The following is a 6,464-nucleotide window of genomic DNA, read 5'->3' as shown; positions in this document are numbered from 1 at the left end:
CGACCGCCTTGAGTTCGCCAGTGGCCTCGGCGACAAAGCTGGTTATGCCCATGCCGCGCAGGCGTGCGGCAATCAGGTCGACGGCATGCCCGGCCGCGATACTGTTGAGATCGAGCTGTACCGGGGCGTCCTTGCACAGGGCCTGGCCTTTGATGTGCAGATGCTGGTAGCCCACGCGCTGGCGGGCCTGGGCCAAGGCGTGCGGGTCGGGCACCTGCTCGTGGCGGGCCTGCGGGCCGAAGCCCCACAGGTCGAGCAGCGGCTCGACGGTGAGGTCGAAAGCGCCTTCACTCTGTTCTGCCAGGTACTGGCCCAGAGTGACCAGCGCGAGCATGTCGGCCGGCAGCACCAGGCACTGGTCGGCGGGCAGCTGGTTGAAGCGGCTGACGGTGGAGTCGCCGCGATAGGTCGAATAGTGCTGATCGATGTCATGAAGGATGGTTTCTACAGCCGCCTGCACTTGAGCCGGCGCCGGGCCGCCGGGTTCGCGGACATACTGGATGCTGTAGCTGCTGCCCATGGTCGGGCCGCCCAGGCGCTCCAGGGTGGGGCCTTGGTTGCAGGCGGTGAGCAGGAGCAGGATCAACAGAAGGGCTGTGCGCAAATTCTGGTTTCTCGGTTGCCAGTACTGGCCCTTTCGCGGGTGAACCCGCTCCCACAGGATTATAATTCCCTCAGGCGCGGTGCGATCCCTGTAGGAGCGGGTTCACCCGCGAAGAGGCCAGCCCAGGCAACACAAAATCTGGATAAAAAAAACGGGAACCCGAAGGTTCCCGTTTTTTCATTGCCTTACAAGCGTATCAGCGTGGAAACGCTGGCGGGTTCACACCGGCCATGTCTTCCATCACGCGAACCACCTGGCAGCTGTAACCGAATTCGTTGTCGTACCACACGTACAGGACAACGCGGTTATCGTTGGCGATGGTCGCCTCGGCGTCCACCACACCGGCGTGGCGCGAACCGACGAAGTCGGTCGAAACCACTTCCTGCGAGGCCACGTAGTCGATCTGCTTGTGCAGTTCCGAGTGCATGGCGGTCTGGCGCAGGTACTCGTTGATTTCCTCGCGGTTGGTGGCCTTTTCCAGGTTCAGGTTCAGGATGGCCATCGACACGTTCGGCGTCGGCACGCGAATGGCGTTGCCGGTCAGCTTGCCTTTCAGCACTGGGAGTGCCTTGGCAGCAGCGGTGGCGGCGCCGGTTTCGGTGATTACCATGTTCAGCGGCGCGGCACGACCACGGCGGCTGCCCTTGTGGAAGTTGTCGATCAGGTTCTGGTCGTTGGTGAACGAGTGAACGGTTTCGACGTGGCCGTTGACGATGCCGTACTTGTCGTTGACAGCCTTGAGCACCGGCACAATGGCGTTGGTGGTGCAGGAGGCGGCCGAGATGATCTTGTCATCGGCAGCGATATCGCCGTGGTTGATGCCGTGCACGATGTTCTTCAGCGCGCCCTTGCCAGGTGCGGTGAGGATCACGCGGGCAGCGCCCGGGCAGGCCAGGTGCTGGCCCAGGCCGTCGGCATCACGCCATACGCCGGTGTTGTCAACGATCAGCGCGTTGTCGATGCCGTACTGGGTGTAGTCGACTTCGCTCGGGTTCTTGGCGTAGATAACCTGGATCAGGTTACCGTTGGCGGTGATGGTGTTGTTGGCTTCGTCGATGGTGATGGTGCCATCGAACGGGCCGTGCACCGAGTCACGACGCAGCAGGCTGGCACGCTTGACCAGGTCGTTTTCGGCGCCTTTGCGCACGACGATGGCGCGCAGGCGCAGGCCGTCGCCACCACCGGTCTTCTCGATCAGGATGCGCGCCAGCAGGCGGCCGATACGGCCAAAGCCGTACAGCACGACGTCGGTGCCTTTGCGCGCCGAGGCGTTCTGCTGGCCAACCACTTCGGCCAGCTCTTCACGGACGAACTGCTCGGCAGTGCGGCCATTGCCTTCCTGCTTGAACTTGTTGGCCAGCTTGCCCAGGTCGACCGAAGCGGCGCCCAGTTTCAGCTCGCTCATGGCCTTGAGCAGGGGGAATGTCTCGTGGACGGACAGTTCGGTTTCATCGGTTTGACGGTGACGCGCAAAGCGATGCGCCTTGAGGATCGAGATAACCGAACGGTTGATCAGGCTGCGGCCATAAATCGAGCTCACCACATTGTTGTTGCGGTAGAGCTGACCGATAAGCGGGATCATCGCTTCAGCCAGGGCTTCACGATCGATCCACTCACCAAGACACTGGTCGGGCTTCTGAGTCACGGGAACCTTCCACATGTAGGGACAGAAAAAAGGGGCTACATTATGACGCCCCAACGCGGAACCGGCAATGAGCGCCTGTCGCGGTCACGCAAGCCAGCGTTCATGCCCTTTCGAGCCTGACAGCCGGCACCGTCACCGGTACAATCGGTGTCTTTGCCGCAACGCTTGGAGTGCAATCTCCCGTGTCAGTTCTGCGCCTACCGAAACTGTCGGCCACGGCCGGCAAACAAACCTGGGGCAACCTGCCCGGTGCCGCCCTCAGCCTGGCCATTGCCGAGGCCGCCAGCAGTGCTGGCCGCTTCACCTTGCTGCTGACCGCCGACAGCCAGGCCGCCGACCGCCTGGAACAGGAGCTGCGCTTCTTCGCGCCAGACCTGCCGGTGCTGCCGTTTCCCGATTGGGAAACCCTGCCCTACGACCTGTTCTCGCCGCACCAGGACATCATTTCCCAGCGCATCGCCAGCCTGTACCGCCTGCCGGAACTGACCCACGGCATCCTGGTAGTGCCGGTCACCACCGCCCTGCACCGCCTGGCGCCCACCCGGTTCCTGCTGGGCAGCAGCCTGGTGCTGGACGTGGGCCAGACCATCGACGTGGAGCAGATGCGCACGCGCCTGGAGGCCAGTGGCTATCGTTGCGTCGATACTGTCTATGAGCATGGTGAATTCGCCGTGCGCGGCGCGCTGATCGACCTGTTCCCGATGGGCAGCAAGCTGCCCTACCGCATCGACCTGTTCGATGACGAAATCGAGACGCTGCGCACCTTCGACCCCGAGACCCAGCGCTCGATCGACAAGGTCGACTCGATCCGCCTGCTGCCGGCACGCGAGTTCCCGATGCAGAAAGAGGAAGTGACCCGCTTCAAGGCGCGCTTTCGCGAACGCTTCGACGTCGACTTCCGCCGCAGCGCGATCTTCCAGGACCTGGCCAGCGGCATCATCCCCGCCGGCATCGAGTACTACCTGCCGCTGTTCTTCGAAGAAACCTCGACCCTGTTCGACTACCTGCCGGCCGACACCCAGGTGTTCTCGCTGCCCGGCGTCGAGCAGGCCGCCGAACACTTCTGGAACGACGTGCGCGGGCGTTATGAAGACCGCCGCGGCGACCTGAGCCGGCCACTGCTGCCGCCAGCCGAGCTGTTCCTGCCCGTGGAAGACTGCTTCGCCCGGCTCAAGCAATGGCCACGGGTGGTGGTCAGCAGCGAAGACCTCGACCCTGGCACGGGCCGCGAACGCTTCCCCGCGCGCGCCCTGCCCAACCTGGCGATCGAGGCCAAGGCCAATCAGCCGCTGGCCGAACTGGCCAATTTCCTCGACCAGTTCCCCGGCCGCGTGCTGTTCACTGCCGAGTCGGCGGGCCGCCGTGAAGTGCTGCTGGAACTGCTGGAGCGGCTGAAGTTGCGGCCGCACACGGTCGAAGGCTGGACCGACTTCATCACCGGCAGCGAGCGCCTGGCGATCACCATCGCCCCGCTGGACGACGGCCTGGTGCTGGATGACCCGGCCATCGCCCTGGTGGCCGAGAGCCCCCTGTTCGGCCAGCGGGTGATGCAGCGTCGGCGCCGCGACAAGCGCGGCGAAACCGCCAACGATGCGGTCATCAAGAACCTGACCGAACTGCGGGAAGGCGCACCGGTAGTGCATATCGACCATGGCGTGGGCCGCTACCTGGGCCTGGCAACGCTGGAAATCGACGGCCAGGCTGCCGAGTTCCTGACGCTGGAATACGCCGAGAACGCCAAGCTGTACGTGCCGGTGGCCAACCTGCACCTGATCGCCCGCTACACCGGCAGCGACGACGCCCTGGCACCGTTGCACCGGCTGGGCTCGGAAGCCTGGCAGAAGGCCAAGCGCAAAGCCGCCGAACAGGTGCGCGACGTGGCCGCCGAGCTGCTCGACATCTATGCCCGCCGCGCCGCGCGCAAGGGCTATGCGTTTGCCGACCCGTCCGCCGACTACGCCACCTTCAGCGCCGGCTTCCCGTTCGAGGAAACCCCGGACCAGCAGGCTGCCATCGAAGCCGTGCGCGCCGACATGCTGGCGCCCAAGCCGATGGACCGCCTGGTGTGCGGCGACGTGGGCTTCGGCAAGACCGAAGTGGCCATGCGTGCTGCGTTCATCGCCGTGCACAGCGGCCGCCAGGTCGCCGTACTGGTGCCCACCACCTTGCTCGCCCAGCAGCACTACAACAGCTTCCGCGACCGCTTCGCCGACTGGCCGGTGACCGTGGAAGTGATGAGCCGCTTCAAGTCGGCCAAGGAAGTCGCCGCCGCTGCCGCCGACCTGGCCGAAGGCAAGATCGACATCCTCATCGGCACCCACAAGCTGCTGCAGGACGATGTGCGCTTCAAGGACCTGGGCCTGGCCATCATCGACGAAGAGCACCGTTTTGGCGTGCGCCAGAAAGAGCAGCTCAAGGCCCTGCGCAGCGAGGTCGACATCCTCACCCTGACCGCCACGCCGATCCCGCGCACATTGAACATGGCCGTGGCCGGCATGCGCGACCTGTCGATCATCGCCACGCCGCCGGCGCGCCGGCTGTCGGTGCGCACCTTCGTCATGGAGCAGAACAAGAGCACGGTCAAAGAGGCGCTGCTGCGTGAACTGCTGCGCGGCGGCCAGGTGTACTACCTGCACAACGATGTGAAAACCATCGAGAAATGCGCCGCCGACCTCGCCGAGCTGGTGCCCGAGGCGCGTATCGGCATCGGCCACGGGCAGATGCGCGAGCGCGAGCTGGAACAGGTGATGAGCGACTTCTATCACAAGCGCTTCAACGTGCTGGTGGCCTCGACCATCATCGAAACCGGCATCGACGTGCCCAGCGCCAACACCATCGTCATCGAGCGCGCCGACAAGTTCGGCCTGGCCCAGCTGCACCAGCTGCGCGGCCGGGTTGGCCGCAGTCACCACCAGGCCTACGCCTACCTGCTCACGCCCACCCGACAGAAAGTCACCGGCGATGCAGAAAAGCGCCTGGAGGCGATCGCCAATACCCAGGACCTGGGCGCCGGCTTTGTGCTGGCCACCAACGACCTGGAAATCCGTGGCGCCGGCGAGTTGCTGGGCGAAGGCCAGAGCGGGCAGATCCAGGCCGTGGGCTTCACCCTGTACATGGAAATGCTCGAGCGCGCGGTCAAGGCGATCCGCAAGGGCACTCAGCCGAACCTGGAGCAGCCGCTGGGCGGCGGCCCGGAAGTCAACCTGCGGCTGCCGGCACTGATCCCCGAGAACTACCTGCCCGACGTGCACGCGCGGCTGATCCTGTACAAGCGCATTGCCTCGGCAGCCGACGAAGAAGGCCTGAAAGACCTGCAGGTGGAAATGATCGACCGCTTCGGCCTGCTGCCCGAGCCGACCAAGAACCTGATGCGCCTGACCTCGCTGAAGCTGCACGCGGAAAAGCTCGGCATCAAGAAAGTCGACGCCGGCCCCAATGGCGGCAAGCTCGAGTTCGAGGCCGAAACGCCGGTCGACCCGCTGACCCTGATCAAGCTGATCCAGAGCCAGCCCAAACGCTACAAGTTCGAAGGCGCTACCCAGTTCCGCTTCCTGGTCCCGATGGAACGCCCCGACGAGCGCTTCAATACCCTGGAGGCGCTGTTCGAGCGCCTGACCCCACAGCCTGCCTAAGGAAGATTCATGCGTGCCATCCGTTGCCTGACCCTGCTGCTGGTGCTGTTTGCGCCAGCCGCCTTCGCCGAAGGCTTGTATCAGGTAGAAATGCTCCTGGTGCGGCAGAACAGTGTGCCCGCCATCACCAGCCAGTTCGCCCCGGAAGACTGGAGCGCCGGTGCTCCGCGCCTGGAAAAGGACGCCGAACGCCGCCTGGCGCTGGAAGATGAAGCCACCCGCCTGGAAGCCACCGCCGACTACACCGTGCTGATGCACAAGGCCTGGCAACAGCAGGTGGGCAGCGAACCCAGCCGTATCGCCCTGGGTGAAGGCGCCGAGCAGTTCGGCCACTTCCCCATCGAAGGCAACCTGAGCATCGCCGAGGGCCGCTTCATCGCCGTCGAGGCCAACTTCTGGGTCAACCAGCTGGACGGCAACGGCAACGTGCTGCAAAGCGAGCAGTTCAAGCAGAGCAACAGTAACGTCAAAGGCGGCCAGCTGACCTTCCTCGACGGTGGCCACCTGGCGGTGCTGCTGAAGGTCACGGCGCCGGGCACACCGAAAATGCCGGTGATGGACCCGGAGATGATGGAGCAGTAAA

Annotated in this window: 4 protein-coding genes; 2 read left to right on the top strand and 2 right to left on the bottom strand. The window is 64.6% G+C overall.

The genetic code is table 11. The features are described 5' to 3' along the window. Together HP547_RS07025 and HP547_RS07020 are read right to left on the bottom strand one after the other, a co-directional pair. The coding region (locus tag HP547_RS07025) for an FAD:protein FMN transferase (RefSeq protein ID WP_172285880.1) at positions 1-604 on the bottom strand (604 nt) is incomplete at its 3' end. A 196-nt stretch (positions 605-800) separates the two neighbouring features. Next, on the bottom strand, positions 801-2,264 hold the full coding sequence (locus HP547_RS07020; RefSeq protein ID WP_172218532.1) for a glyceraldehyde-3-phosphate dehydrogenase: 1,464 nt from the start codon (positions 2,262-2,264) through the stop codon (positions 801-803). 167 nt (positions 2,265-2,431) lie between these two features. Between HP547_RS07020 and mfd the strand changes: the two genes are divergently transcribed. Then, entirely contained in the window at positions 2,432-5,881 is a 3,450-nt protein-coding gene (gene mfd / locus HP547_RS07015; RefSeq protein ID WP_172285879.1) for a transcription-repair coupling factor, read from the top strand. Between the two features lie 9 nt (positions 5,882-5,890). Further along, complete coding sequence (locus tag HP547_RS07010; RefSeq protein ID WP_172285878.1) at positions 5,891-6,463, top strand: peptidoglycan binding protein CsiV; 573 nt, start codon at positions 5,891-5,893, stop codon at positions 6,461-6,463. The last annotated feature ends 1 nt before the right edge of the window (position 6,464 follow it).

The organism is Pseudomonas sp. CM27, assembly GCF_013179515.1.
In the GTDB taxonomy this organism is placed as follows: Bacteria; Pseudomonadota; Gammaproteobacteria; order Pseudomonadales; family Pseudomonadaceae; genus Aquipseudomonas.
Note: the sequence above shows the minus strand (reverse complement) of the source record. Positions and strands in the feature narration are given on the sequence as shown.